The sequence below is a fragment of the Proteiniclasticum sp. genome (genome assembly GCF_032054185.1).
In the GTDB taxonomy this organism is placed as follows: Bacteria; Bacillota; Clostridia; order Clostridiales; family Clostridiaceae; genus Proteiniclasticum.
Window position 1 is genome coordinate 22,603 of record NZ_DAMBTF010000021.1, and the last position, 25,249, is coordinate 47,851.

Consider the following 25,249-nt stretch of genomic DNA (forward strand, 5'->3'; position numbering starts at 1 on the left):
TTACTACAACTCCTTTAATTTTTCTTTGACGATGACTCTCATTCCTTCAACTCTGATAACGATTATTTCGGTACCATCCTGAACGAATTCCCCTAAAGTTACGACATCCACTAATTCATCGTCAAAAATAGCGGTGCCTGAAGGTCTCAATGTTGTTTTAGCGATGCCTGTTCTACCGATCAGATCGTTCAAGCCAGGTTTAGCAGCGACATAACCACGCTCGGGTGTTTCACCCATGTTCAGTACCAATTTTTTAAATATGTTCCGAATCGGCACTTACTTCAACTCCTTTAACTTCCTTAACGATGACTCTCATTCCCTCTACATTAGTAACGACGAGCCGTGAACCCTCTCGAATAAACTCTCCGGAAGTAACGACATCAACGAGTACTTCATTGAACTCTGCTGTACCTGCCGGTCGCAGTGTTGTCTTTGCTATGCCTGTCCTTCCCATAAGGTCCTTAAGACCGGGTTTTGCTGCAACATAACCTTTTTCAGGTGTTTCTTCCATATTCAGTATCAGCCTGCTGAATACTCGTCTTCCAGGTGTGAATCTGAATACGATGAATATCAGGATGGCAGCCCCGATTATGGCTATAACCAGAGATCTTATTGCGGTTGCCGGATCAGGTGTGGAAAGGAAGATACTTCCAAACAGAGCTGCAAGTCCCAGCACGCCTGCAATTCCAAATCCTGGAATAATGAACACTTCCACAAGCAGAAGTGCAAGACCGATGATAAATAGTAAAGCTGCTTCCCAGCCGGAGATTCCGGCCAGCATACCGCCGCCGAAGTATAAGGCTAATGCACCGATACCGATACCACCTGGTATTCCAAATCCTGGAGTGAAAAGTTCTATAAGGATTCCGGCAATACCGATCATAAGTAGAATAGTACTGATCGCCGCGGAGGTCAGAAAGTCTGTGACAAAGTTCAGCGTTGTTTTGCCTGAGGAACCAATGATATTGAATCCTTTATCGAGCTGCAGATCAAGATCGCTTCGATACAAACCGTCTGTCATACCATTCTTCAATGCTTCTTCAGCCGTCAGAGTAAGCAGTTTGCCTTCTTCAACAAGACCTTCAATTACGATGGAATCATCAGCCATAGCACGGGCAATAAGCGGATCACGTCCATTTTTCTCAGCCTGTGAGGCAAGCTCAGCTGACCAGACCGAAACTGTTTTTTCATCTGCTCTTTCTCCACTTACCTGCGGTTCAGCGCCGCCGATGGTGGAACCGTTGGTCATGTACATTTCGCTTCCACTAAGTGCCATCAAAGCACCTGCAGATATTGCACCGCCATCTACAAGGACAACTGTATCCATCGAAGAGATGGTTCTTGACATTTCAAGAGCTGAATCAACTCTTCCGCCTAACGTGTCGATAATGAGATATACTGCATCAGCCTGATTGTTTTCAGCTTCGGTATATGCATCTTCCAGCCATTGGGCCTGACTTGGTGATACTTCACCGCTGAAGCGGATTTCCCAGACATCCATTGCCATGACCGTAGTCAGGAATGTCGACAGGATCAGTATAGTCATCATCAGAGTTTTTAGGGTTCTTTTCATATGACATCCTCCTTTCAGAGATTAGACAGTTGAAGTCTAACTTAGATTATAAAGTTCTATGAGGTTAGATTCGACCACATGTCTTAAATATATCATATCACTAATAGCCCACACTTTCTATCATTTTTGAATATTCAACCATTTAGTGAAGCGCTGATAACATCATGTTTACCTCCATTTTATCGGCTGAAAGGAACGAATGAACCCTGCTGATTTTTCAGCAGGGTTCACTTTTTTAAATCTGTGCGTACCACGTTGTGGCATCATTGACTTCTTCTATTGTCAGACTATGTCCTTTGTTGTATTTCTTCATTGTCACATCGGCGCCATTACTACTGAGGAAATCTTCAAGTTTCATTGTATTCTCAATAGGGACGATTGGATCATTCTCTCCTGCTCCAATAAAAATGCTCACACTGCTCAGATCTATCTTCTCAGCGGCCTTCAATGGCACCATGGGGTGAAAAAGAATCGATCTTGTGAAGGTGTCACCGTAGAGATAGTGCATTGCTGCAATGATGTTTGCACCATTGGAATATCCGATACCAACAAGACTCTTTCTGTCAATCCCATATTCATCGACCGTCTCATCTAAAAACGTCACAATCTCTTTTGCCCTTGCCCTGATGTCCTCTTCATCAAAAATGCCCTCACTTAGTCTTCTGAAGAATCTGTTCATGCCATTTTCCGAGACGTTGCCGCGCAGTGACAGTATGGAAGCATCAGGGTCAATCATTCCTGCTAATGGAATCAGGTCTTCTTCAGTTCCACCAGTTCCATGGAAGAGGATCAGTGTCCTGTCTTTTTTATTTCCTTTAATAAATTTATGAATCATGATCATTCTCCTATCGATTGTTCATATTGACGACTTTCGTCTGTCGTTTAAATTGAAATCTGAGTTGCATTATTCTGCCAGTCGATAAATCGTGAAGCACTTAGGAAAAGCAATTCTATGCTTATATCTGGCTATAATCTCACCCTTTTCATGCCCTCAGTTTATAGTTTATTTCATTTAATGTCAAGGATGTAATTTAATAGCGTAAAACCTATTATTGCGAAAAAAAAGAGATGGCCATCTGGTCATCTCAGTTCTTTTCGATAAAGGATAATGCCTGATTCTGTACTGACAACGTATGTGAAATCAAAGTTGCCTTGTTCTTCGGTATTGAGGGTGAAATAAAGATTATAGACTTTCTTGCCGTTGTACACGTCGACATCGTAGCGTATGATTTCTTTAGTGAGCTGAGCAGCATACTTTTCTGTAGAAGCATTTGTTGCAAAATAGTTGATGATAATTTCCTTTGCTTCATTCACTGTAATCTTGTCTACATTATTCAGTACCTGAGGGTCTTCATGTTTAAATGAAATACTGATGAGTGTTCCATCACTGGTATACTGGATATATACGTTGTTTCCGGTGAAGAATTCGCCTTGCGTCTCCCGTGAGACACTCTCATACTGTTTTCTGCTATCACTGTAATTTATAGTGGTTTTGAATTTAGCTATATCATAGTCCAGTCTTTTGAGATTATCCTCATTCTTCAGTTTGATTTCCTCTTTTGCCGCAACATTAGGCGTGACGCCAGATGGTGCATTTCTAAGGAATATGGTCATCAGCTTTCCGTCGGGAGTTACCTCATAAAAGAATTTGGAATCTGTATATTCCTTTATGGTCATGCCGTCATATTCTTTTGTTCTGACGAATTTCACGTTTTCTTCTTTATCATTTGTGTAACTTAAAATCGGGGTCATCTGTACTATGGTATCCTCTTCATTTGAACTACATGCGCCTAGGATCAACATTCCTAAGATCAGTAGTATGCCAAGACTTATTTTTTTATTCATGTCAATCCTCCCTTTTTGGTACTTTAAAATTATAGCTTAAAATTATAAATTCTATATAAATTTTAATAATAGATTTCTTAAATAACATTAAGAATTGAGATATGAGGTTAATTCTTTTCAGGCAGAACGTATCAAGACCCTTTTCCGACGATAAACCTTGTCGAATCATCTTAAATTTAGAAAATTTCGGGGTATCTTCAGCCTGAAAACGCTCATATGCAAGTACTAAGCAGAACACGAAAAAAACAGGCACCTTCTCATCCGTATAGGTGGGAGGCAGTGCCTGTTTCTATATATAAGTGTACATAAAATGGTGCGCTTCGTTACAGTCCAAGAGTCTTTGCTGTAAAGAAACCTGGTGTCAGAAGACACACTACAGTGATAATGGTCGCTGAAAGAACGCCTCCGATGAAGTTGCAAAGAAGAGACTTCTTGAAGTCGAGACCCAGAAATGCTGCTACTGCACTACCGGTCCAGATGCCAGTAGTGGGCAGAGGAATCGCTACAAAAAGAATCAGACCGATTTCTTTTCTTTTTTCCAGTTTATCGCTGTTCTTTGCTATTTTGCTGTCTATAAGATCTACGAATTTCCTGAAAAAAGGTTTTGAAGCCAGGAACTTATATATTCGCTTAAAAAGAATCAGGATGAACGGTGAAGGGACAAGACTGCCAAAAAGAGAAAGAAGGAATATCGTTAAGGGTTCCATATTGTAGACAAAACCCAACGGGATTGCTCCCCTCTGCTCTATTATGGGTATCATTGAAAGGATAAAAACCTGTAATTGCTGACTCATATACTACTCCTTGAAGCCATGAAGCTCTCTCCTTATTTAGAGACGGATCATAAAATCATGGCAGTTATTCTAGACTGTGATGTCCGATTTCTGATAAGCACTGTTTTCATAGTGACTGATTAATGGATCGATTTCTTCTGTTATGAACTCCACGACCTGCTGAGGAGCTCGTCCGACATAATTTATCGGATCCAGGGTGTTCTGAAGGTCTTCCTGACCAAGGCCGAAGCGTTCGTCAGCAAGGATCCGCTCGATCAGATCGTTGTCCAGCCCCTCAAGCTTTACACGCCTCGAAGATTCCATGGAGTGTTCTCTGATGAGTTCATGGAGTTCCTGTCTGTCTCCACCTTTTCTGACCCCTTCCATGATGATGTTTTCAGTGGCCATGAAAGGAAGCTCCGCTTTCAGGTGTGCCGAGATCATTTTATCATAGACAACCATGCCTTCTGTGATGTTGATATAGAGATTGAGGACACCATCCAGAGCCAGGAAGGCTTCAGCTACAGCAATCCGCTTATTGGCTGAATCGTCCAGTGTACGTTCGAACCACTGAGTGGATGCTGTTATGGCCGGATTGAGCGCATCTACGATGATGTATCGGCTTAAAGCACCAATTCTTTCGCTTCTCATCGGATTTCTCTTGTAGGCCATAGCAGAAGAACCGATCTGGTTCTTCTCAAAGGGTTCTTCGATCTCTTTCATACTCTGAAGAAGTCTGAGGTCATTACTGAATTTGTATGCGCTCTGGGCGATTTCGCTGAGCGTATTCAGGATGAAGCTGTCGAGTTTTCTCGGATAGGTCTGACCTGTAACTTTGAAAGTCTTTGGAAAGTCAAAATGAAGTGATACTCTCCTGTCCAGGTCCTTGACCTTTTCTTCATCATTGTCAAAAAGACTCATGAAGCTTGCTTGTGTACCTGTAGTTCCCTTGACGCCGCGAAAACGCATATTGTCTATTGTCTGGGTAAGATTCTCAAGGTCCAGTGCCAGATCCTGCATCCAGAGTGTAGCGCGTTTTCCCACAGTTGTGATCTGTGCAGGCTGGTAATGGGTGTAACCTAGTGTAGGCAGGTCTTTATATTTTAGCGCAAATACCTTAAGGTTCTTTAAAACTTCTATTAGTTTTATCCTAATGAGCTGAAGGGCCTCTCTCATAATGATGAGATCGGTGTTGTCTCCCACGTAGCAGCTGGTCGCACCCAGATGGATGATCCCCTTCGCGGATTCCGCCTGCAGACCGAAAGCGTGGACATGGCTCATGACATCATGCCTCACGAGCTTCTCTCTGGCTTCTGCCTCTTCAAAGTTGATGTCGTCCTTAAACTTCTCCATCTCACTCAGCTGCTGCTCTGTAATAGGCAGTCCCAGCTCCATTTCAGCCTTTGCCAGTGCAATCCAGAGGGCTCTCCAGGTTCTGAACTTTTTAAGGTCAGAAAAAATATAGCTCATTTCCTTTGATGCATATCTTTTCGTCAGTGGACTTTCATAGGTATCTCTCATAACTTTGCCTCCTAAACTTCAACTAAATCTTCATCATAAGTCTATCATATTCTTTCTATTCTTCTGAATCCTGAAAACACAGTACGAAGAACAGCTACTTCTCCTCGCGGAAAGGGTCATCCATAACATATTTCAGGAATCCGTCATCCACAATGAGCTTTACACGCTTTGATTCATACAGATATTCCACATAACATCGCAGCATCCGCTCCACCACCATATATTTATACACAGAGCTCACTCTGATCTTCATTTTTTTCGAAACGGCTTTCAGAATGTCCTCCATAGTCATGGGCTTCGTGATCACAGACATGATTTCTTCCGCGCGGTTTCTATAGAAATAGATGTTATCCGTGATGAGGTCTCTGATGTCGGGATAGATGCCTTTGTGGGCGAGGATATACATTCCCGACTGTATCTTGTAGAGCCTGATCTTGCTTGCAATGTCCCTGGATAGAACGTGCGCATAAGGCAGCTTTGCGCTTTCCATCACTTCATGACTGATGAGCGCATCAGCGATATAGGTCACATCATCAGGGGTTGTAATGGAGATGTGTCCAGAACTGTGTCCTGGCGTATGAAGTACACCGAAGCTTATTCCGCACATCATGATCTCTGTATCCGAATCCTCTATGATCTGATCGGTCTTTACGATCATATGACCGAAATGTTCCATAATCTTGTTTATGGGATAGTTCGCATAGAAGATTTTAAGGGACAGGACAGATTCTACTATAAGGGCCTCTTCTCTGGGCATTGCAACCGGACAGCCGAACTTCTCCTTGAAATAGGCGGCATTGCCCACATGGTCGATGTGCGCATGGGAACAGATGATTCCCGATACTTCCAGAGCGTTTTCATCGAAAAACTGTTCCAGTCTTTCCCGGTCATTATTCTTGAGACCGGTATCCAGAAGGATAATGTGCGTATCATCGATCATATAGTAGGGCAGATACAGAAGGTCCAGATCAAGAACATAGGTATTGCCTCGTATGTGTTTCTTTTCCAAGTTCATCCCACCTTTACTCATCACCTTGACAGCATTATTATACTATATGGTCAGGGAAAAAGAAAAATGCATCAGCTGACATAACGGTTTCAGAATCTCCTGTAAAAAAGAAAAACTAGGACTGATGAATCAATCCTAGTATGTTCTTTACATTAACTGTTCCCGTATTCTAAAGGATTACTCCTCCAGAGTTTCGATCAGCTTAGCTACTTCTTCACAGGCAGCTTCTTCGTCTTCGCCATTGGCGATGACTGTGATTGTTGCGCCCTTTGTCACACCAAGTGACAATACGCCGATCAGGCTTTTCACATTGGCTTTTTTGCCGTTATATTCAACACTTACGTCAGACTTGAATGATGATGCCTTTTTAACCAGCAGTGTAGCAGGTCTTGCATGCAGGCCAGTAGGATTTTTAACTGCAACTTCTTTTGAAACCATTTAATCACCTCATATTCATATACTTTTAATAAACAACTTAATTATATCATGTTTTATTGCTAACACAACAAAATCTACAGAGAGATTTCCACGAACTTTACAAACGCGCCTGTAGCCTTGTAGTTGATGGTAAGATCTTTGATTTTTTCAGGTGTTGTGATGATGATCGGCGTGGTGATCTTTGCAGAGAGTTCCACAAAGTCTCTATCCATATAGAGGATCTTGTCACCCACCGTGACCATATCTCCAACTTTGACATATGTGGCGAAGCCTCGTCCGCCGAGTTTTGCGGTGTCAAGGCCCGCGTGGATGAGTATGGTGAGGCTCTCTTCAGTACTGATGGCTACAGCGTTGAGATTTTCTGAAACAAGTACCACTTCGCCAGATACGGGTGAAAAAAATATGTCTCCATCAGGGATAATGCATACCCCTGTCCCACCAAGAACATCATCTTTCAGATAGTGGTTCGCTTCTTCAAGTGGGATTACTTCCCCTGCGACGGGCATATAAAGTTCACATTTCTTATTCATCTCTTCTCCTCCTATGAAAGCTGAGACAGAAATTCTTCGATACGGTCGAATCCTTTTTTGATTGAATCTATGTTTATGGCATAGGAAAGTCTCACGAAACCTTCAAGTCCGAAGCCTGAACCCGGAATGAGGGCTACATTGTAGTCGGTGAGGAGTCTGTCTGCAAATGCGAGGGAACTGTCGATGACTTCTCCCTTGTAGGACTTTCCGATGAAGAAGCGGATATCCAGCATCAGATAGAATGCGCCCTGTGGATAGATGTACTTCAGTCCTTCCACGTTTTCAGCACGCTCCACCATGTAGTCGCGTCTCTTCCTGAATTCCTTGTTGAGTTCCGGTATGAAGCTCTGGTCGCCGTTTAAGGCTTCTACAGCGGCATACTGGACAAAGGATGTGGAGTTTGAGGTGGTGTGGCTCTGGATGTTGGACATGATCTTTATGAGATCCTTCGGACCTGCAGCATATCCGAGTCTCCATCCTGTCATGGCATAGGCTTTGGACAGGGCGTTTACGACAAGTGTTCTGCTGTAGGCATCTTCATTAAGCGCTGCGATGGAGTAGTGCTTTTCTTCTCCGTAGATGAGCGGCTCATAGATTTCATCTGAAATGATGAATAGGTCTTTCTCTCTGCATAGGTCTGCAAGATCCTGAAGCTCTTCTCTGGAATAGACTGTCCCTGTAGGATTATTCGGACTGTTGATGATGATCACTTTAGTCTTCTCTGTAAGTGAGGCTTCGATATTCTTTCTTGTAAACTTATAGCTGTCTGCTTCATCCGTATCCACAATGACAGGAACTCCGTCAGCTAGATGCACAAGATCTGGGTAGCTCACCCAGTATGGCTTTGCAATAAGCACTTCATCCAAAGGGTTGAGAAGCGCATTCAGGGCATTGGAAAGGCACTGCTTTCCTCCTGTGGAGATGATGATCTGTTCTCTTTTGTAGGCCAGGGCATTGTCACGGACAAATTTGGCGATGATGGCATCCTTGAGTTCATTGATGCCTGATGCAGGAACGTACTTTGTTTTCCCCTCATCAAGAGCCTTCTTGCAGGCTGCGATGATATTGTCCGGTGTATTGAAATCCGGCTCACCTGCGCCAAATCCGATGATATCTTTTCCCTGTGCCTTCATTTCCTTAGCCTTTGCTGTAATGGCCAAAGTGATGGATGGTGCGAGTTTCTTTGCTTTTACTGAAAAATCCATGTTTTTCCCCCTTTAAGTTGTTGCCTTTTTATCGTAATTTTTGAGACTGCGGTTAAATCGGATGAGCTTCATCATAAGATGATCATTTAGCCCATATTTTCCCAGTTTGTCATTGACCGAATTCAGCTTTGAATCCAGCTGACCATGGAAATCACTTCCACCGGTGATGATGAGTTTATTCTTTCTGGCCAGAGCATAAAATCTGTTGGTCAGATCTTTTCTATGAGAAGGATGATAGACCTCCAGTCCCAGAAGACCGTGAACCTTGAGCTCTGTGAGCAGCTCTTCAAAATGCAGATTATAGAGCTTTTCTCCGGGATGGGCAAGGACAGGTATTCCTCCTGCCGCCCGTAGAGCCTTGAGGGCTTCACGGGTATCGATCTTGAACCGCTTTTCATAGGCGATCTTATCCACATCGAGATAGATCTGGAAGGCTTCCTTGATATTGGCTACATAACCGTGCTCGATGAGAAGCTTTGCGATGTGGGCTCTCCCGTAGGAATCCTTCGGAGGAGCATCGTCGGGCAGATGGATGGAAAGTTCTTCCAGATTATGGATGATCTTATGATACCTTTCTATCCGGTCATTCTTGAAACGGTCCAGAAGAGCAAGAAGAGGCTTATCGTAAGGATCATGAAAATAGGAAAGGATATGCAGTTCAAGACCTTTATAATAGGTTGAAACTTCAACTCCTGAGATGATGGTTATGTCATCATATCCGCTTTCAAAATTCCCGTAGGCACCCATGGTGTCATGATCGGTTATGGAAATGTATCGGATCCCTTTTCTCCTTGCCTGTTCAATAACTTCATCAGGTGTAAATGCTCCATCGGAATAAGTCGTATGGATGTGCAGATCGCTTAGCATTACATCACCTTCTTTCTATATATTAAATTTAACATATTCTGTCATAAATGTAATGACATAAAGCAAAATTTAGAGGTATTCACATCCTCGTAGTATTAAGTGGAATTATCCTTTATTCTGTTATCCTTTACATGTTTATAAAGCGAAAAAGGAAAAGTGATGCCTGATCTGTTGCAGTTTTTGCAATGGATACTTCCTATGATAATCCTCGTGAGGAAAGCAGAATGACAAATTTATCTTCGGAATGCGTAAAAATGTGTCATCTGCCCCAAAAGGATATCCCCTATAATTGAGATAGAGAAGAGAGATAAAGGAGTGAAGTCATGGAGACGACGAAGGATCATAAAATGAGGATCATACAGGAGACGGTACCAGGTAAGCAGATTACGCTTGCTCATATCATCGCAAATCCCGATAAAGTGGTCTACAAGAAGCTGGGCCTCAATCCCCACGTGGATTACAACCGCTCCTCCATCGGCATCATCACCATGACGCCGAGTGAAACCGCAATTATTGCCGGAGATCTAGCGCTGAAGACCTCAAGTGTGGAGCTTGGATTTGTGGACCGTTTCAGCGGAACACTCATCATAACGGGTAAGATTTCTGAGGTTGAATCGGCCATAAGGGTAATTACAAACTACACACGTCATACCCTGGGATTCACGACATGTGAAATCACGAGGACCTGATCATGAAAAAGATGATGCTCGTTGGCAGGACCGAAAGCGGAAAGACCACACTCACCCAGGCTCTTCGCGGACAGAAGCCTGTCTATCACAAAACCCAGTACATCAGCTACCATGACGTGATCATCGATACGCCGGGAGAATATGCCGAGAACAAGAACCTTTCGCAGGCGCTTGCGCTTTATTCCTACGAAGCGGACATCATTGGCCTTCTTATCAGCGCAATCGAACCCTATTCGCTTTTTCCGCCCAACATCACCCCTTGTGTGAACCGGGAAGTCATCGGAATTGTGACAAAAATCGATCTTCCGGAGGCGGATACCGATCAGGCTGAAGAGTGGCTGAGGCTTTCAGGTTGCGAGAAGGTTTTTCATGTCAGTTCCACGACCGGTGAAGGTATCCCTCCGCTTCTTCGCTATCTCCTCTGACTCTATATCGTACCGATGAGACAATTAGAATGCCCGATGCAGAAATGATACTGCATCGGGCATTTTTGAGCTGTGCATCTTTACCAGAGATGCCTGGATAGTTCACTTAGAATCTCCTCTTCCTTACCTTCTGCCTCTTTGACACCGAGAGAAATTGAGGGCTTTGTCCTACCGTGGAAATCACTGCCTGCGGTGTAGAAGAGCCCCATTTCTTTGGCCTTTTTCAGATAGAAGGATCTGGTGGCGGCATCATGATAGCTGCTCATGGCTTCTATACCGGCAACTCCTTCAGCGATGATGCCGCTAAGGAGCGCTTCGTCTCTTCCGATGTTCTGACCCGGATGGGCGAAGACAGGAACGCCGCCCGTGTCCGTAATCAGCGAAACCGCTTCAGAGAGGGTCATGTATTCTATGGGTACATATGCAGGCTTCCCCTTGGCACAGAGGTCCCAGTAGAAATTGACGTACGGGTTGTCGCTTCTTTCCCCGTTATCGTAGTACGCGCTCAAAAGCGGATGAGACCTGTTGATCTCCTCCTCAAGGGCAGCTTCAGCTATGGTCTCACCGGTGATGATCCCGTAATCGGATATCTCTCTCACCCTTTCTCTTTTAAAGGCGATTCCCAGCTTTTCGATGAGTTCCATACGCTTTGTTCCCGCATAGATCTCCTGTTCTTCGATTTGCTTCTCATAATCGTGATAGCGCTCTTCTTCCCGGATTCCGTAACCGAGTATATGGAGGTTCACATCCATGAAGGTGCAGTCCAGTTCAATACCTGAGATGACATGGATTCCGTATCGCTTTGCAGCTGCCGTAGCCTCGGCTACCCCTCTGATGCTGTTGTGATCTGTCAGTGCCATGACCTTTATTCCTCTACCCTGACAGAGCCTTACCAGTTCAGCTGGGGTATGCTCCCCGTCAGCGCTGTAGTTCGAGTGCATGTGAAGATCGAGATAAGTCATATTTTTCACCGTAAAGGAGCTTATCCTTTATCCTTTCCTGTTATTTTTTCAGCTGATCATTTCCTTTCCCTTTTCATCCTGTGTTCTTCTCTTCATGAGCGCATTGATTCTTTCTGTGGAAAAGAGAAGGATACCGAGCATCAGAAGAAGATATGGCGTAAACAGCCATAGATAACCTCTTCCAGCGAGAAGACCGAAGAGTGCCGGCATGAGTGTGCTGCCCATATAGGCAAATGCCATCTGGATTCCGATGATGGACTGGGCATGTCTCTTTCCGAATCTCTGAGGCGTTTCATGAATCATCCCGGGGAAAATCGGTGCACAGCCAAGTCCGATGAGAAGAAATCCGGGAATAAGGAGCATGAAGAAGCCGGATAGCACCATAAGGACACCAGAACCGATGGACAGAATGCCGGCTCGGATGACACTTCTGAAGCTGAATTTCATGGTGATGAATCCGGTGATGAACCTTCCGATGGTGATTCCGCCAAAGAAAAGAGAAGTATATCTTGCTGCTGTCTCGGGCGTGAACCCTTGATAACTGACAAGATAGCTTGAACCCCAAAGCCCGGTTGTCATCTCCACTGCGCAGTAGGCGAAGAAGCTTAAGATGGCGTACTTCACACCAGGAATCTTATAGATGCCTTTCCCCTTTCCGCTGTCCTCTTGATCAGGTACAGGTCCAGAGACCGTCCCTTGACCGAATCTCGTCCATAAAGGAAGTGTTGTGAAGAGAAGGATGACGATGGTTACCTGGATAAGTGAAATGACAAAGTAACCGGTTCTCCATCCTCCCGCCCGTCCAAGAAAGAGCGACATGATCATAGGCCCGAGGGTTGCGCCAACGCCCCAGAAGCTGTGCAGCCAGCTCATGTGCTTCGCTTCGTAGTGCATGGCCACATATCCGTTCAGCGCCGCATCCACTGAACCTGCACCAAGACCCAGAGGAATGGTGAGGAGCATGAGCCAGTAAAAGCTGGAAGCGTAGGAAAATCCCATAAGCGCAATGGCCGTCATGAGTACACTCACAAGGGTCACTCTGCCTGTTCCGAACCTCTTTGTGACGCGCCCGCTCATGAAGCTCGAAATGATGGTTCCTCCTGTAGTCATGACAGACAGAATCCCCGCATGGGCTATAGGGACATCAAGTGCCAGGTGAAGAACGGGCCATGAAGCCCCGAGAACTGAATCAGGAAGACCCAGTCCGATAAATGCCATGTAGATGACGAAAAGAAAAAATGTTGCCATAGTATGTCTCGCTTTCTGCTTAGTGATTTCAATTATTTCATTAACTCGATTATAGAGGGATTGGACATTCCGGTCAAGGAAGGCACTCTGCACAGTGGCAAGCATATTCTTAAAAAAAAGAACAAGTCTTTCGACTTGCTCTTCTCTAATTTCAAATTCAATATCCAAAACGGGTTTCGGATTATTTTGCGTAATCAACCGAGCGGGTTTCTCTGATCACATTGATCTTGATCTGTCCAGGGTATTCCATTTCTTCCTCGATTCTCTTCACAATAGATCTTGCCATAAGCATGGCTCCCGGATCGTCAACCACTTCAGGTTTAACAATGATTCTTATTTCTCTTCCAGCTTGAATTGCATATGACTTCTCAACACCTTCGTAAGAGTTAGCAATTTCTTCCAGTTTCTGCAGTCTCTTGATATAGTTTTCAAGAGTTTCACGTCTTGCGCCTGGTCTTGCCGCGGATATTGCATCTGCTGCCTGAACCAGTACGGCTTCCATGGACATCATTTCGACATCACCATGGTGAGCGCCTATTCCGTTGACTACAAGTGCCGATTCGTGATATTTCTTCGCTAAATCTGCACCGATGATTGCGTGACCACCTTCAACTTCGTGATCTACGGCTTTTCCGATATCATGGAGCAGTCCTGCCCTCTTTGCGAGTGTTACGTCCAATCCCAGTTCTGAAGCCATAAGCCCAGCCAGGTTGGCCACTTCGATAGAATGCTTAAGGACATTCTGTCCGTAACTTGTTCTGAATTTCAGTCTTCCCAGCAGCTTAAGCAGTTCCGGATGAATACCATGGATACCGATTTCGAAAGATGCCTGTTCGCCTTCTTCCTTGATCTCATTTTCCACGTCTTTTTTGGATTTCTCCACCATTTCTTCGATTCTGGCAGGATGAATTCTACCGTCTACAATCAGTTTCTCAAGAGTAAGTTTTGCAACTTCTCTTCTGATCGGGTCAAAACTTGATAGAATAACAGCTTCTGGAGTATCGTCTATGATGAGATCGACTCCTGTCAGGGTTTCAAGTGTCCTGATGTTTCTACCTTCTCTACCGATGATTCTTCCCTTCATTTCATCGTTTGGCAGGGTAACAACATGTACTGTTGTTTCAGATACATGATCCGCTGCACATCTCTGAATTGAAGTAGTGATGATTTCACGTGCCTTCTTGTCTGCGTCTTCCTTAGCTTTGGATTCCATTTCTTTGACCATCATGGTCAGATCTCTCTGAACCTCGCCTCTGACTTCATCCATAAGCACTTTTTTAGCATCTTCCTGAGTAAGTCCTGCGATCCTTTCAAGTTCGGATCGTCTTGATGCAAGCAGCTCTTCTGCCTGAAGCTCTTTAACACTAAGATCGGAGATCTTCTTGTTCAGTGTTTCTTCCTTCTTTTCCAGCTGTTCCATCTTCTTGTCCAAGGATTCTTCTTTCTGAATGGTCCTTCTCTCAAGTCTCTGGACTTCGCCTCTGCGTTCGCGTACTTCTTTTTCCGCTTCCGATTTCAGCTTAAAGGCTTCGTCTTTGGCTTCAAGTGATGCTTCTTTTTTTAGGGCTTCCGCTTCTTTTTTTGAATCCTCAAGGATTCTCCTGCTGTCTGTTTCCGCATTGCTAAGGATTTCCTTAGCTTTTTTCAATTTACTATTCGATAAATATAAGATTATGGCACCGACCACTAATAAGGTAACCACACCGGTTACGATGATAGCAATTTGTTCTGTGCTCATATTTACACCTCCTTGCTTATTTAGTCATTTTTTATAGCTAAATGTGAAAGCTTGGAAAGTGCATATTATTCTCACTGTTCAATTGATAAACCAATACAAATTTATTGTATCGTATCCCCTTATAAGTGTCAAATAAATCATGTCCGTTTTAAGGGCTTTTTGTCCTTTTTTTGAACGCTCTCCTGCATTAAACTGATTTTTCAGAGCAATCGGATTCTGGAGGAAAATGAACCGTTCTTGTGAAGTGTTCCAGATAAAAATAAATGAAACCGGTCGAGTGACCGGTTTCGTCTGAATGGGTTTATTCCTGCTTGGATTTTTTTCCAGCCTTCAAAGTTTCTTCGTTCAGATCTGACGATTCTTCAGCTTCAATTACCGGTGTCGGTGCTGCATCAGACATGACTGCTAAAGGCAGATTATACTTTGAACGGATTTTGTTTTCGATTTCCAGTAGTGTGCCTGGATTCTCTGCAAGGTAGATCTTTGAATTCTCTCTACCCTGTCCGAGTCGGGTACCTTCATAGGAGAACCATGCTCCGGACTTGTCCACGATTTCTTCCTTGACCCCTACATCCAGCACGTTTCCTTCTCTTGAAATACCGCCGTTATACATGATATCGAATTCCGCCATTTTAAATGGAGCGGCGACCTTGTTCTTGATGACTTTGATTCTGGTTCGGTTACCGATGACATCATCACCGTTCTTGATGGAATCGATTCTTCTGATATCCATTCGTACGGAAGCGTAGAATTTCAGTGCACGACCGCCTGGTGTGGTTTCGGGGTTACCGAACATGACACCGATCTTTTCTCTTAGCTGATTGATGAAGAGAATGCTGCAGTGTGTCTTGCTGACTGTACCGGCAAGCTTTCTTAATGCCTGGGACATCAGTCTTGCCTGAAGACCCATGTGGCTGTCTCCCATTTCGCCTTCGATTTCCGCTCTTGGTACAAGTGCGGCTACGGAGTCGACAATGACCAGGTCAACTGCATTGGATCTGACGAGCGCTTCGGCAATTTCCATTGCCTGTTCGCCTGTATCCGGCTGTGAAACAAGAAGATTGTCAATATCCACACCCAGTCTTTTTGCATACTGCGGATCAAGAGCATGTTCTGCATCGATAAATGCAGCTATGCCGCCAAGCTTCTGAGCTTCAGCAATACAATGCAGAGCTACTGTGGTTTTACCTGAAGATTCAGGCCCATATATTTCGATGATTCTGCCTTTTGGAATACCACCGATTCCGAGTGCGATATCCAGTCCGAGACAGCCAGTAGGAATTGAATCCAGATTGAGCTTAGAATCTGCGCCAAGTTTCATGACTGAACCCTTACCAAACTGCTTTTCGATCTGGGACATAGCGGCATCCAAAGCCTTCATTTTATCTGCATTAATATTAGCCAAATCATTCACTCCTTGTGTGTTTAAAATTGTATATTCTTCCAATAAAGAACATTCGTTCAATTAATTATAAGGTAAATTCACTGCACTGTCAACCGGATTAACTGGTATGTATTATGGTGTAAAAAACACTATTTATTCATTTTGTTTTCCAGTTTCTCCACGTAGCCTTTTATTTCAAGAAGAATCTCATCGTCACTGTCCATGAGCTCCGCTATGGCGATATGTTCTTTGGCTGCCTTGAGATCGCCAAGGTTCAGATAGCACATGATGAGGTTTGTCAGAATCTCGATGGTCCTTACCTGTTCAAAAAGAGTCCTGAAGTATTTCACTGCCTGATGATAGTCTCCGATTGCAGCATAGTTTATGCCCAGCTCATTCAGGACATCCACATATGCGGAATCCACAGCCAGAGCATCATTGAGATAGTAGATGGCTTTCTCGTGATTTTTCAGTATCCGGTAGGCTATGGCGATCATCAGAAGAAGTCTCGGATTGTCTTCTTCGCGGTTAAGCAAAGGAAGGACAAGTTCAAGAAACCTCTGGGGATTTTCATAGAGGATTTCCTCCCCTTCAGTGATGCGTGACTTACGGTCAAGAAATTCGATCTCTTCAGAGATTTCATTTGTTTCCTCTCCGCCGAGTCTCAGATATTCTCTGATGTTGAAAAGCGCACCGCTGAAATCACCTGCAAATCTCAGAGCAGAGCCCTTGAACAGATACCCTTCGTTCATGCCTGCCGCTATAGCCTCTTCGGCATATTTTTTAAGGGCATCACGATACATTTCACCACTCAGGGAAAGCTCCTCAAGAAGCACGAGCGTATTTCTTAAGACTTCCTGTTCTCTGTGGATATGATATAAGCCCAGAAGGTAGATCAGTGCATCTTCCAGTTTTTCCTCTTTGAGAAGTTTCGTCACAAGTCCTTTGATGACTCCTTCCCGGCTGATCCCGGTCAGTATAGTACGGTACAGTCCGATCTGATTGAAATCAGGATCGGCACCAGCTACATAATACATGCCTTTCACGAATTCACCGAAAGGTAGATCTTTAGTCAGATCCTTATTGATGTTGTCCGCGATGTATTCCGGAGACAACGGCAGAAATAGATCTTCACTGATCTGCCTTACCTCGGGAATCTCAAAATGTGTGGCGATGATCTCTTTATTGAGTTCCAGAAAAATAAGGCTTGAGAGTTTTGATTTAAAATGTTTGATATATTCCAATTTATCCTCCTTGAGGTTTTCTGAAGATGAGGGCTTACCCTAATTTTCAAAACCCCTGTTCACGATGGAGATCACTTCACTTTTGAATCTGGATAGCTTTTCTTCTGCATCTTCAAGTGAATGTCCCTTGACGGCCATATAAGCCTTCATTTTAGGCTCTGTACCGGATGGTCTTACGACGAACCATGACTCGTCTTCCAGAGTGTATTTGATGACATTTGACGCTGGAAGCGTGATGGATGTCTTTTCTCCTGTTAGAACAGAAACCTTCTCGCGGAGTTTGTAGTCTTCCTTGTAGAGCGTCTTCACGCCGCCGATTTCTGTAAGGGTATTGTCTCTGAAATACTGTATGCATTTTCTGATTTTTTCCTGACCGTCTTTACCTGCGAGTGTGAAGGATTCGATTTCTTCTCTGAAGAACCCGTATTTCTCGTAGATCTCCACAAGTGCATCATAGAGGGTCATTCCTCTTGTTTTATAGTAAGTCGCGATTTCACAGAGAATCATGGATGCGACAACTGCGTCCTTGTCTCTTACATAGGTACCGGCGAGGTAGCCGAATGACTCTTCGAAACCGAAGATGAATGTCTTTTCCTCGGTTTCCTGGTATTCTTCGATCTTTTCACCGATATACTTGAATCCGGTCAGGACATCCAGAAGATCTACACCGAAGTCGTCGGTGATGTTTCTTACGCTTTCTGTAGAAACGATGGTCTTGATCACCACGCCGTTTTCCGGAATGGTATTCTCCTCTTTCATGGCTTTCAGGAGATAATAGGTGATGAGCATGCCGATCTGATTTCCCGAAAGAACACGGTCGTTTCCTTCGCTGTCCTTCACGATGACGCCGACACGGTCGCAGTCAGGATCGGTGCCGAAAATGATGTCGGGATTGACTTCTTCTGCGAGTTTCAGTGCCAGTTCGAAGACCTGAGGATTCTCAGGATTCGGATAAGGTGCTGTCGGGAAAGTTCCGTCTGGAAGCTCCTGCTCCTTGACCACATTGACATTTGTGTAGCCGAGCTCCTTCAGAACACGACGCACAGGAATATTTCCTGAACCGTGGATCGGCGTGTAGATGATGTTCAGTTTATGGGCGTTTTCCTTCACCATATCTTTTTTCACGGTCAGTGTCTTGATGGAGTCGATATAGGTTCTGATCACTTCTTCACCGATATATTCAAGAAGCCCTCTTTCCACAGCTTCCTCTTTAGTGATGGAAGAAACATCTTCAAATCTTTCTATGGAGCGTATCTCCTTAAGAATGTTATCCGCTTCCTCGTCGGTCACCTGCCCGCCGTAGGATCCGTATACTTTATATCCGTTATACGCCTGGGGGTTATGAGATGCGGTGATGACGATACCTGCGCTGGTACTGTAATGCCTTACGGCAAATGAGAGAAGCGGTACCGGTGCAAGAGCGTCATAAAGATAGACCTTGACACCATGTGCGGCCAGAATCAGTGCGGACACTTTGGCGAACTCGTCGGACTTGATTCTGGAATCATAGGCGATTGCACAGGAAGGGTGTTCTATATTCGCTTTCAGATATCTGGCGAGACCTTCAGTGGCTTTGCCGACAGTATAGATGTTCATGCGGTTTGTTCCCGCACCAAGTATACCGCGAAGACCTGCGGTGCCGAATTCGAGTTCTGTATAGAATCTGTCCTCCAGATCTTTTTCATCAGTAATTCCCCTAAGTTCGTCTTTGAATTCGGGCAGAACGAATTCGCTGTCCAGCCATTCCTGAAGTGTTTCTTTATAGGACATGATGTTTCCTCCTTTGTAGATGCATACTTTACTCACATTATAATATATTCTCGGAGAGATTTCACAGGTTTATCTTGTATTGGTCAGGTTTGTCTGCAGAGGAAAAAAATGTTTATCCAGATGAGATGAAAATCTCTTCAATATATAATAGAATGGTAGTAACAAAGAAATGTGAATTATCATTGTAAAATCAAAGATTTATGCTATTATAAAATAGTTATTTTTAAAATGAATGTCTACCACAATGATGAGTATACTGAAAGAAGGTGGCTGTAAAGTTGTATAAGCTGAACCAAAACGAAACACCTCTTTTTGATGCCCTTATGGAATATGTGGATCGGGAAACTGTTCCCTTTCACGTACCAGGTCATAAAAAAGGAGAAGGAATTGAAAAGAAATTCAAAAAATACATGGGTGATAATCCCTTCAAGATAGATGTCACTGTCTTCCAGCTGGTCGACTCCCTGCATCATCCTACAGGACCGATCAAAAAGGCACAGGAGCTTGCAGCCGATGCCTATGGTGCAGATGCATCTTTCTTTTCCATCCATGGCACCTCAGGTGCGATTCAGGCCATGATCATGTCCGTGGTCAGTGCCGGAGATACCATCATTGTGCCCAGAAATGTGCATAAATCCATTACAGCAGGAATCATTCTTAGTGGTGCCATCCCGGTCTATATGCAGCCTGAGCTGGACAAGAAGCTGGGTATCGCCCAGGGAGTGACGCCTGAAACAGTGGAAGAAACTCTAAGAGAGAATCCGCATGCAAAAGCGGTGCTCATCATCAATCCGACCTACTATGGCGTTGCGACGGAGCTTGAAAAAATCGCAGAGATCGTTCATGAGTATGACATTCCGCTCATTGTGGATGAAGCTCATGGCCCCCACCTCGCTTTTTCAGACAAACTCCCCATGTCCGCCATGGAAGCAGGCGCAGATCTATGTGCACAGAGCACCCATAAGATCATCGGTGCCATGACTCAAGGCTCGATACTCCATGTGAGAACGAAATATGTCAGTGCAGCGAGAGTGCAGCAGATCATGAACCTTCTTCAGACCACATCACCTTCCTATCTTCTCCTTGCATCCCTGGATACCTCAAGGAAGCAGATCGCTCTTGAAGGTGAGGAGCTTTTGGATAAGGCAATTGAAAATGCCACCTATCTGAGAAATGAAGTCAACAAAATCGAAGGCTTCTACTGCTTCGGAAACGAGATTCTCGGGAATCCCGGGGTTCATGCGCTGGATCCCACAAAGGTCTGCATCACCTGCAGAGACCTCGGCATAACAGGATTCGATCTTGATATGATCCTGGCCAACAAGTACCACATCCAGATGGAGCTATCTGATCTGTACAACACCCTTGCGGTAGGAAGCTTCGGTGATACCAGAGAAAACATGGACAAGCTCATCGAGGCACTTAAGGAAATCAGTCTGGAATACATGAACATGAATCAGGTGAAGCCTGACTTCCTGGACATTCCATCCATTCCGAAACAGGTTCTTATTCCAAGAGAAGCCTTCAATGCCGAAAAGGAATCTGTACTTCTCGAAGACAGCATCGGAGAAGTCTCAGGAGAATTCCTCATGGCTTATCCTCCGGGAATTCCAGTACTATGTCCGGGAGAGGTCATCACAGAAGAAATCGTGAACTATGTCAATGATCTGAAAAAGACAGGATTATATGTTCAGGGAACGGAAGATCCGAGAGTGGAATACATCAAAGTGGTCAATAAATAGGGTAATGAAAACAGAAACCGGAGAAGCGGCATAGTGATATGCAGCTTTTCCGGTTTTAAAATGCACGGGAAATTTATGAACGGTTCCGGTCGATGATTAGATATTTGAGCACACTCAGATATTCTCTGAGATAGCCTTTCACAAGTGTTGTTGGCGGGGTCTTTGCAGGGATACCGAAAGCATCCAGGCCTTTTTCCCGGGCGATGAGTGTTCCACGATAGACATGGTAGTCGTTGCTCACGATCCCGAATTTCAGATCCTGAAGATTCCATTGAGGGAAATTTTCCTCCAGTACACTGATGCTGAAACCGACATTCTCATAGGTATTGAAAGAGTGCTCTTCCGTAAGGATTCTCATAGGAGAAATTCCCTTATCCAGAAGATAGTCTCTCATGGCAGATGCCTCTGTAATCTCCTCTCCTCTACCCATGCCGCCCGATACAACAGCTATGGTATCCGGATGAGTGTTCAGATAGGCATAACCTTCATCCAGCCGAAACTGAAGCGATGGAGAAGGCGTCCTTCCATAGAGCCTTGCACCAAGGATGATGAGGACATCCGCTCTTTCCTCTGAGGTTTTTGAGGCATGATAGATGATGAGTCCTTCAATTATGATAAATGTGAGGATAAATACTGAGGCTAGAATGAAGATGACATACTTCAGTTTTCCATTGTTCAGATACCGTCTGTTTTTCGTTTTTTCCATAAGATCTCCACGAGGGATAGAAGACAGCCGTCTTCATCCAGTATTTCATGATAGGAATGATTGTCCTTGAGCTCCGTTTTCACAAGAACACTTCCACCAGGGAGTTTTTCCTTCTTGTAGACAATGGACATATCCTCCGGTACATGCTCGATCAGGTATGTCTCGTCCCTGTCTGTAGTTAGTGACTCCATCGCCCAGCCGACATAGACGGTATTGTTCACATGCTGATTGCTGTCGATATCCTGGAATCTCAGCTCAATCAACTTTTCATGGGTGTACTCCACATTCTTTCTTTTCTTGAGAGGTGTCGGATCAAGAGCTTTTACAATCGAATCCTGCCTTAAAGAAAGGCTTTCGTCCAGTCCGCCGGTATAGATTTCCTTTACGGGAGCTGGAATCTTCACCATCTTTCTTCTGTCCTTGTCGATGACAATCCAGACCGACAGAGCGTAGCCCACCATATTCCCCTCTTCATCCGTCACATAGAAATAGCGGTGAGAGTAGATGTCCTTGTGAAAGAGTGCAAAAGTCGTAAAGGTCAGCTTTTTGGCATAATAGTCCCCTTCGGACAGATGAAGCTTCCAGGAATACAGAACCCATACCATGCCGAGCTCTTCCATATAATTTGGTGAAAGGCCCAGACTTACAGTGTGGTACATGGATGTCGTATTGAGCATCTGCACGAATGAGTCCAGTTTCATATATAGAAACCGGTCTGTCTCCTTGAAATCTATGATTGTGTCTTTGGAATATTCCTTCATGATGTCCTCCCGTTCCGTAAAAATTTCTTGTAAATTAAATGCTTCATTACTGACATTCTGTAAGTTGAAGCGTCGATATTATGAATATATCCCAAATATTTTAAATTCATCTTAATATTTGATAAAAGACTGGAAACAATGAGATTGCTCAAAATGTGATTATTGGTTATAATAGTCAAAATCAAAGAATGAAATGGAGAAAAAAGAATGGAAGATATACTGATCCTCGTAGATGAACAAGATAACTTTCTGGGATATATGGGCAAAGAAGAGGCACACTTTAAAGGTGTCAAGCATAGAGCATTCAGCATATTTGTCTTTAATGATAAAAACGAGCTTCTGCTTCAGCAGAGAGCCTTAGATAAATATCATACACCGGGGCTATGGAGCAACACCTGCTGCAGTCACCCTAGATACGGAGAAACTACGATGAATGCTGTACATCGAAGACTGCCCGAAGAGATGGGATTTGATACCGAGCTTTCTCATGTTCATGAGATGTCCTATAAAATTTCCTTTGACAACGGCGTCACCGAGAACGAATATGATCATGTATTTGTCGGACGCTATAATGGAGATCCGAAGATCAATACAGAGGAAGTCCATGACTATAAATGGATTGCTATGGAGGATCTCAAGGCGGATATGGAAAGAAGTCCTGAAAAATACACCTTCTGGTTTAAAAGAATCATCAGTGAATTTGATTTTCTGAAAGCGATGGAAACGGAAAAAACAGCATAAAATTGTCCGAAAGACATGTCGGGATGACATGTCTTTTCTCTTAATATACTTTGACAACCATAGGCTTAGGACCTAAAGTTATAAGTAAACAATTGAAATCTTAAAACCGCGGGAGGCTCTTATGTTCAACTGGACTGCATTTCTGACCTATATCATCATCATGTCGGTTACACCCGGTCCCAATAATATCATGTCCATGACCCATGCCAGCCGTATGGGCTTTAAAAAGAGCTATCCGTTCAATCTGGGGGTTTTTGCGGGAGCTTTAATCGTCATGCTCCTCAGTACATTCTTCTCAAACCTTCTCTACAGCTATATCCCCAAGGTTGCGCCATTCATGCTCTTCATCGGAGCAGGATATATGCTCTACCTTGCCTATAAGATCTTCACCAGCGGAAAGGACTTTAAGCCAAGCAGAATGACTGATGCCAGATTTTCCACAGCGGTCCTTCTTCAGTTCATCAATCCGAAGCTCTACATCTACAGTGTAACCGCCATGGGATCCTATATCCTGCCCTACTATCAGGAAAGAGTGACGCTCTTTTTCTTTACGATTCTTCTGACCTCCATGGGCTTTTTAAGTACAATTCTATGGGCGCTCTTCGGATCGCTGTTCAGAAAGCTGTTTTCGGAACATGCAAGGCTCGTTAATACCATTATGGCGCTGCTTCTTGTGTACACTGCAGTCTCGCTGTTCTTCTGATCACAGAGATTCATAGAAGGTTATCTCAATAATCAAGATATAAAGAAAATAGGATTCGAATGAACGAATGACATTTTCTTTATAGATAAGATTACAGCAATCTGATTTATTGATTACTTTCAGTAGAAAAAGATTGATTACTTCTTTTTACGGTTTTCCTTAAAGACAAATCTGCTCAGCACAAAATAGACCGCAAGGGTGATTACAGCATATGATCCGAAAATCACGACAATTCTTCCATCGAAACCTTTCGTAAAAGGATTGTAACCGGAAGTTCCCGTTCGTCCTTCAATCAGTCTGTACATTAAAGATGTTACAACCAACGTCAGTACAATGATTAGAGTGTTTCGCTTATCTCTTCCCATATCTCTGGTCTCTCCTCCTTTTTTCTGTAAATTCGAAACTTCTATCTTTAGGCGTTTTTCAGTTTCACATAATCATATAGCAGATTCAGCAGGAAAAAGGCGATTAAACTACCGAATACAATAAAAGTCCCCATCATTTCCTTTTCCGTTCTATTAATATAGGCCATAAAAAACTGAAGCAGCATCGTTCCAATAATGAGAACAAGAGCAAATAATCTCGTTAATTTTGGCGTCTTTTTAGATTCTGCGGCTTTGGCAGTCCCTTCAACGAGAAATTCGAGAAATAACTCTACGAGTATATCCATATATCAAGCTCCCTTCTTATCGATGATATTGTAATCTTCTTCAAGTATTCAATTTTCAACATAGATCTCATAAAGCTTCATTTTTGATAGATCACTATCGCTGTCAGCTGGAAATTTAACTTAGAATAATAAATCTGCTCTTCGATCAGGAGCTGTCAGATTGTTGCACTCCACTTCCCCATCTTATTGATGTTGTTTCTGATGCTGATGATCTGTCCTGCAAAAATCAGTAATAGACCGGCGATATTGATGAAGAAGGCAATAACTGCTTCCATGGATAGATTCCTGGTAAATGTAAATGTGTAGAAACCGAAAGCCATCATGATATGTGCGAACGTACGGGTTCTGCGCCAGGCATCCATTTCACTTTCTGATACCCTCTCCTGTGCATACTTTGGCGTTCTCTTTCCCCTGTAGAGCAGAATGCCGTCGATGATGAGGTATAATCCGACAATATTGATCCATTGAGAAACCATACTAAATAAAGGCATACTCCTTACCACTCCTGCCATGATCTTTTTATATTCAAACTTTTGAACATAATCATTTTATAATATTCACATTTTTTATATAGTATAAGCATAACAAATAAGTGATGTATATTCAAGAAAGATGTGAATTCTAAATTCATCTCAAATATCGATATATAGAATCGAGTAGGGAGAAATTTCTTCCCCCTCTCACACCACCGTACATGCCGTTCGG

27 protein-coding genes are annotated in these 25,249 nt (G+C 43.7%); 5 read left to right on the top strand and 22 right to left on the bottom strand.

Annotation, left to right across the window (positions count from 1 at the left end; genetic code table 11):
• Positions 1-3: 3 nt before the first annotated feature.
• The 11 genes from RTX25_RS11225 to RTX25_RS11275 form a co-directional block, all read right to left on the bottom strand.
• Complete coding sequence (locus tag RTX25_RS11225) at positions 4-276, bottom strand: NfeD family protein (protein ID WP_312653707.1); 273 nt, start codon at positions 274-276, stop codon at positions 4-6.
• Positions 254-1,573: an NfeD family protein gene (locus RTX25_RS11230; protein ID WP_312653709.1), complete on the bottom strand. Its 1,320-nt coding sequence runs from the start codon at positions 1,571-1,573 to the stop codon at positions 254-256. The genes RTX25_RS11225 and RTX25_RS11230 overlap by 23 nt, the downstream gene beginning before the upstream one ends.
• Before the next feature lie 235 nt (positions 1,574-1,808).
• Entirely contained in the window at positions 1,809-2,408 is a 600-nt protein-coding gene (locus RTX25_RS11235; protein WP_312653711.1) for an alpha/beta hydrolase, read from the bottom strand.
• 245 nt (positions 2,409-2,653) lie between these two features.
• Positions 2,654-3,418, bottom strand: a complete 765-nt coding sequence (locus RTX25_RS11240; RefSeq protein WP_312653713.1) for a hypothetical protein — start codon at positions 3,416-3,418, stop codon at positions 2,654-2,656.
• Between the two features lie 323 nt (positions 3,419-3,741).
• The gene (locus tag RTX25_RS11245; RefSeq protein WP_312653715.1) at positions 3,742-4,212 is read right to left on the bottom strand and encodes a small multi-drug export protein; all 471 of its coding nucleotides are present in this window, start codon (positions 4,210-4,212) and stop codon (positions 3,742-3,744) included.
• 69 nt (positions 4,213-4,281) lie between these two features.
• Positions 4,282-5,712 carry an adenylosuccinate lyase gene (gene purB, locus RTX25_RS11250; protein ID WP_312653717.1) on the bottom strand — a complete coding sequence of 477 codons (1,431 nt, stop codon included), beginning with the start codon at positions 5,710-5,712 and terminating at the stop codon, positions 4,282-4,284.
• Positions 5,713-5,806: 94 nt separating this feature from the next.
• Positions 5,807-6,721 carry an MBL fold metallo-hydrolase gene (locus tag RTX25_RS11255; protein ID WP_312653719.1) on the bottom strand — a complete coding sequence of 305 codons (915 nt, stop codon included), beginning with the start codon at positions 6,719-6,721 and terminating at the stop codon, positions 5,807-5,809.
• A gap of 177 nt (positions 6,722-6,898) precedes the next feature.
• On the bottom strand, positions 6,899-7,159 hold the full coding sequence (locus tag RTX25_RS11260; protein ID WP_312653720.1) for an HPr family phosphocarrier protein: 261 nt from the start codon (positions 7,157-7,159) through the stop codon (positions 6,899-6,901).
• Between the two features lie 74 nt (positions 7,160-7,233).
• On the bottom strand, positions 7,234-7,689 hold the full coding sequence (locus tag RTX25_RS11265; protein WP_312653722.1) for a PTS glucose transporter subunit IIA: 456 nt from the start codon (positions 7,687-7,689) through the stop codon (positions 7,234-7,236).
• A gap of 11 nt (positions 7,690-7,700) precedes the next feature.
• Positions 7,701-8,894, bottom strand: a complete 1,194-nt coding sequence (locus RTX25_RS11270; protein ID WP_312653724.1) for a pyridoxal phosphate-dependent aminotransferase — start codon at positions 8,892-8,894, stop codon at positions 7,701-7,703.
• 12 nt (positions 8,895-8,906) lie between these two features.
• Complete coding sequence (locus RTX25_RS11275; RefSeq protein ID WP_312653726.1) at positions 8,907-9,761, bottom strand: PHP domain-containing protein; 855 nt, start codon at positions 9,759-9,761, stop codon at positions 8,907-8,909.
• A gap of 323 nt (positions 9,762-10,084) precedes the next feature.
• Here RTX25_RS11275 and RTX25_RS11280 point away from each other — a divergent pair, with 323 nt between their 5' ends.
• On the top strand, positions 10,085-10,450 hold the full coding sequence (locus RTX25_RS11280; RefSeq protein ID WP_312653728.1) for a BMC domain-containing protein: 366 nt from the start codon (positions 10,085-10,087) through the stop codon (positions 10,448-10,450).
• 2 nt (positions 10,451-10,452) lie between these two features.
• Positions 10,453-10,875: a EutP/PduV family microcompartment system protein gene (locus RTX25_RS11285; RefSeq protein ID WP_312653730.1), complete on the top strand. Its 423-nt coding sequence runs from the start codon at positions 10,453-10,455 to the stop codon at positions 10,873-10,875.
• 80 nt (positions 10,876-10,955) lie between these two features.
• Here RTX25_RS11285 and RTX25_RS11290 read toward each other — a convergent pair whose 3' ends face one another.
• From RTX25_RS11290 to RTX25_RS11315, 6 genes are all read right to left on the bottom strand, one after another.
• On the bottom strand, positions 10,956-11,837 hold the full coding sequence (locus RTX25_RS11290; RefSeq protein ID WP_312653732.1) for a PHP domain-containing protein: 882 nt from the start codon (positions 11,835-11,837) through the stop codon (positions 10,956-10,958).
• Between the two features lie 48 nt (positions 11,838-11,885).
• Positions 11,886-13,085 carry an MFS transporter gene (locus tag RTX25_RS11295; protein ID WP_312653734.1) on the bottom strand — a complete coding sequence of 400 codons (1,200 nt, stop codon included), beginning with the start codon at positions 13,083-13,085 and terminating at the stop codon, positions 11,886-11,888.
• Between the two features lie 181 nt (positions 13,086-13,266).
• A complete protein-coding gene (gene rny / locus RTX25_RS11300; protein ID WP_312653736.1) occupies positions 13,267-14,823 on the bottom strand; it encodes a ribonuclease Y in 1,557 nt (518 codons plus the stop codon).
• A gap of 301 nt (positions 14,824-15,124) precedes the next feature.
• Positions 15,125-16,228: a recombinase RecA gene (gene recA / locus RTX25_RS11305; RefSeq protein WP_312653738.1), complete on the bottom strand. Its 1,104-nt coding sequence runs from the start codon at positions 16,226-16,228 to the stop codon at positions 15,125-15,127.
• A 128-nt stretch (positions 16,229-16,356) separates the two neighbouring features.
• Positions 16,357-17,451, bottom strand: coding sequence for a capsular biosynthesis protein (locus tag RTX25_RS11310; protein WP_312653740.1), 1,095 nt, complete (start codon positions 17,449-17,451; stop codon positions 16,357-16,359).
• A 39-nt stretch (positions 17,452-17,490) separates the two neighbouring features.
• Positions 17,491-19,221 carry a phospho-sugar mutase gene (locus RTX25_RS11315; protein ID WP_312653742.1) on the bottom strand — a complete coding sequence of 577 codons (1,731 nt, stop codon included), beginning with the start codon at positions 19,219-19,221 and terminating at the stop codon, positions 17,491-17,493.
• Between the two features lie 278 nt (positions 19,222-19,499).
• Here RTX25_RS11315 and RTX25_RS11320 point away from each other — a divergent pair, with 278 nt between their 5' ends.
• Positions 19,500-20,963: an aminotransferase class I/II-fold pyridoxal phosphate-dependent enzyme gene (locus RTX25_RS11320; protein ID WP_312653744.1), complete on the top strand. Its 1,464-nt coding sequence runs from the start codon at positions 19,500-19,502 to the stop codon at positions 20,961-20,963.
• A 73-nt stretch (positions 20,964-21,036) separates the two neighbouring features.
• Here the strand turns inward: RTX25_RS11320 and RTX25_RS11325 are convergent, their stop codons facing one another.
• Complete coding sequence (locus tag RTX25_RS11325) at positions 21,037-21,669, bottom strand: YdcF family protein (RefSeq protein WP_312653746.1); 633 nt, start codon at positions 21,667-21,669, stop codon at positions 21,037-21,039.
• Positions 21,639-22,430 carry an acyl-ACP thioesterase domain-containing protein gene (locus tag RTX25_RS11330; protein WP_312653748.1) on the bottom strand — a complete coding sequence of 264 codons (792 nt, stop codon included), beginning with the start codon at positions 22,428-22,430 and terminating at the stop codon, positions 21,639-21,641. Before RTX25_RS11330 ends, RTX25_RS11325 begins: the two co-directional genes overlap by 31 nt.
• A gap of 207 nt (positions 22,431-22,637) precedes the next feature.
• On the opposite strand from RTX25_RS11330, the gene idi reads away from it, so the two are divergent.
• Together idi and RTX25_RS11340 are read left to right on the top strand one after the other, a co-directional pair.
• Entirely contained in the window at positions 22,638-23,171 is a 534-nt protein-coding gene (idi, locus tag RTX25_RS11335; RefSeq protein WP_312653750.1) for an isopentenyl-diphosphate Delta-isomerase, read from the top strand.
• Positions 23,172-23,292: 121 nt separating this feature from the next.
• Complete coding sequence (locus RTX25_RS11340) at positions 23,293-23,874, top strand: LysE family transporter (protein WP_312653752.1); 582 nt, start codon at positions 23,293-23,295, stop codon at positions 23,872-23,874.
• A gap of 137 nt (positions 23,875-24,011) precedes the next feature.
• On the opposite strand, the gene RTX25_RS11345 is transcribed toward RTX25_RS11340, so the two are convergent.
• The 3 genes from RTX25_RS11345 to RTX25_RS11355 form a co-directional block, all read right to left on the bottom strand.
• The gene (locus RTX25_RS11345) at positions 24,012-24,239 is read right to left on the bottom strand and encodes a hypothetical protein (RefSeq protein WP_312653754.1); all 228 of its coding nucleotides are present in this window, start codon (positions 24,237-24,239) and stop codon (positions 24,012-24,014) included.
• A 47-nt stretch (positions 24,240-24,286) separates the two neighbouring features.
• Entirely contained in the window at positions 24,287-24,544 is a 258-nt protein-coding gene (locus RTX25_RS11350; protein ID WP_312653756.1) for a hypothetical protein, read from the bottom strand.
• Between the two features lie 155 nt (positions 24,545-24,699).
• Entirely contained in the window at positions 24,700-25,035 is a 336-nt protein-coding gene (locus RTX25_RS11355; RefSeq protein WP_312653757.1) for a hypothetical protein, read from the bottom strand.
• Between the last annotated feature and the right edge of the window lie 214 nt (positions 25,036-25,249).

Bases quoted from the DNA above. Each gene is read 5' to 3' on its own strand.
- RTX25_RS11230 (WP_312653709.1), bottom strand. From the start codon at position 1,573: ATGAAAAGAACCCTAAAAACTCTGATGATGACTATACTGATCCTGTCG.
- RTX25_RS11235 (WP_312653711.1), bottom strand. From the start codon at position 2,408: ATGATTCATAAATTTATTAAAGGAAATAAAAAAGACAGGACACTGATC.
- RTX25_RS11240 (WP_312653713.1), bottom strand. From the start codon at position 3,418: ATGAATAAAAAAATAAGTCTTGGCATACTACTGATCTTAGGAATGTTG.
- RTX25_RS11245 (WP_312653715.1), bottom strand. From the start codon at position 4,212: ATGAGTCAGCAATTACAGGTTTTTATCCTTTCAATGATACCCATAATA.
- purB (WP_312653717.1), bottom strand. From the start codon at position 5,712: ATGAGAGATACCTATGAAAGTCCACTGACGAAAAGATATGCATCAAAG.
- RTX25_RS11260 (WP_312653720.1), bottom strand. From the start codon at position 7,159: ATGGTTTCAAAAGAAGTTGCAGTTAAAAATCCTACTGGCCTGCATGCA.
- RTX25_RS11265 (WP_312653722.1), bottom strand. From the start codon at position 7,689: ATGAATAAGAAATGTGAACTTTATATGCCCGTCGCAGGGGAAGTAATC.
- RTX25_RS11270 (WP_312653724.1), bottom strand. From the start codon at position 8,894: ATGGATTTTTCAGTAAAAGCAAAGAAACTCGCACCATCCATCACTTTG.
- RTX25_RS11275 (WP_312653726.1), bottom strand. From the start codon at position 9,761: ATGCTAAGCGATCTGCACATCCATACGACTTATTCCGATGGAGCATTT.
- RTX25_RS11280 (WP_312653728.1), top strand. From the start codon at position 10,085: ATGGAGACGACGAAGGATCATAAAATGAGGATCATACAGGAGACGGTA.
- RTX25_RS11285 (WP_312653730.1), top strand. From the start codon at position 10,453: ATGAAAAAGATGATGCTCGTTGGCAGGACCGAAAGCGGAAAGACCACA.
- RTX25_RS11290 (WP_312653732.1), bottom strand. From the start codon at position 11,837: ATGACTTATCTCGATCTTCACATGCACTCGAACTACAGCGCTGACGGG.
- RTX25_RS11295 (WP_312653734.1), bottom strand. From the start codon at position 13,085: ATGGCAACATTTTTTCTTTTCGTCATCTACATGGCATTTATCGGACTG.
- rny (WP_312653736.1), bottom strand. From the start codon at position 14,823: ATGAGCACAGAACAAATTGCTATCATCGTAACCGGTGTGGTTACCTTA.
- RTX25_RS11315 (WP_312653742.1), bottom strand. From the start codon at position 19,221: ATGTCCTATAAAGAAACACTTCAGGAATGGCTGGACAGCGAATTCGTT.
- RTX25_RS11325 (WP_312653746.1), bottom strand. From the start codon at position 21,669: ATGGAAAAAACGAAAAACAGACGGTATCTGAACAATGGAAAACTGAAG.
- RTX25_RS11330 (WP_312653748.1), bottom strand. From the start codon at position 22,430: ATGAAGGAATATTCCAAAGACACAATCATAGATTTCAAGGAGACAGAC.
- idi (WP_312653750.1), top strand. From the start codon at position 22,638: ATGGAAGATATACTGATCCTCGTAGATGAACAAGATAACTTTCTGGGA.
- RTX25_RS11340 (WP_312653752.1), top strand. From the start codon at position 23,293: ATGTTCAACTGGACTGCATTTCTGACCTATATCATCATCATGTCGGTT.
- RTX25_RS11345 (WP_312653754.1), bottom strand. From the start codon at position 24,239: ATGGGAAGAGATAAGCGAAACACTCTAATCATTGTACTGACGTTGGTT.
- RTX25_RS11350 (WP_312653756.1), bottom strand. From the start codon at position 24,544: ATGGATATACTCGTAGAGTTATTTCTCGAATTTCTCGTTGAAGGGACT.
- RTX25_RS11355 (WP_312653757.1), bottom strand. From the start codon at position 25,035: ATGCCTTTATTTAGTATGGTTTCTCAATGGATCAATATTGTCGGATTA.